Source organism: Psychrobacter sp. 5A.1, assembly GCF_030407455.1.
GTDB lineage: Bacteria > Pseudomonadota > Gammaproteobacteria > Pseudomonadales > Moraxellaceae > Psychrobacter.
Window position 1 is genome coordinate 1 of sequence record NZ_JASDDJ010000132.1, and the last position, 1215, is coordinate 1215.

2 protein-coding genes are annotated in these 1215 nt (G+C 33.7%); one reads left to right on the forward strand and one right to left on the reverse strand.

All coding sequences use genetic code 11. The annotated features are described in order from the left end of the window. Window positions 1-46: 46 nt before the first annotated feature. A complete protein-coding gene (locus QL982_RS14400; RefSeq protein WP_290166234.1) occupies window positions 47-253 on the forward strand; it encodes a transposase in 207 nt (68 codons plus the stop codon). Window positions 254-373: 120 nt separating this feature from the next. On the opposite strand, the gene QL982_RS14405 is transcribed toward QL982_RS14400, so the two are convergent. Continuing rightward, window positions 374-1123: a hypothetical protein gene (locus QL982_RS14405; RefSeq protein ID WP_290190444.1), complete on the reverse strand. Its 750-nt coding sequence runs from the start codon at window positions 1121-1123 to the stop codon at window positions 374-376. Window positions 1124-1215: the final 92 nt, after the last annotated feature.

Consider the following 1215-nt stretch of genomic DNA (forward strand, 5'->3'; position numbering starts at 1 on the left):
TAACACCGTTAGAAAAAGAGAAGCGCTACTTTAATAAAAACCTCTTATCAGGTGTCCTAAATTAGTTGACCACTACAAAGTACTTCTTGAAGAGGCAGGACATACTATTTTATGGCTGCCTACATATAGTCCAGACCTAAATCCTATCGAGCAGATGTGGGCTTGGGTGAAGTTTCTACGACAAGGATGGATGGAAAATAATCTACCTAAACTGTTTCATAATAGAGGTTGTATCTCTTTTATTATAGATTGATTATAAGAGTAAGAATAACGTAGATCTGAAGATGACTCTTGTCTAGAAACTGCTCCAATATAACCTACTCTATTAGGGGTATAGATCGCTCCTTTAACTGGCTTTATCAGTGAGCTCATATTATTTTTCCTTAACTATCGACAAGCGTTTTTTACAAGCACTAGGAGCATAGCTATAATCTAGAGGGTCTTGTACATCGATATATTTTTGTAATAGTTCTTTAGTACGTTGATTCTTACCTGTGATGTTATCTTTAATAAACGAACAACCATCATAGAGCATCCCTGTCATTTCATATTTTTTGGGGTCAAAAATATAGAAAACTTGACCTATAGCACATTTACTATCAAAGCAAATTTCATTAAATACATACTTTTTATCAGTATTTATATCTTGTATGTATACTCCTTCTTGCTGTGATCCCATTGCGTAAAGCTCCTTATTAGTAAGATCAATACGACTGACAAGTTTAGAAATCATTTTTTGAAATGCTTTGTCGTATCTTTTATCATAATTAGGATTACTACCCTCTATCGTTGGTAATACTTCATTCACTAGCTCAAATGGATAGGTGGTAAATTTTCCACTACCGTATTCGTAGGTTAAATATCGAAAAGGCACCTTATTATCTGCTAATTCTTTATTTAATTTATCGGTATAGCTCATTGAATCTAGTTCATGCGTTTGTATAGAAGATTCGTCTGCTTCTTCTTTTTTTGAGTTAGGAATCATCTTGAGCTGAACGCGTGGTATGCTATCCATATAGCTTTGATAATCTTCTTCGTCTGTGGCTTGGGCTATACTGATAAACGGCGTTGTGAAGAGAAATATTGAAAAAATACATAAATTTTTATTATTAAACAAGTACATAAATTATCCTATAAATTAGGGTCTGTTGAACATTCAAATATTAGAGCTGCTGATTGCTAAAATTTCACCAAACTAGGCGCAAGCCGACGATA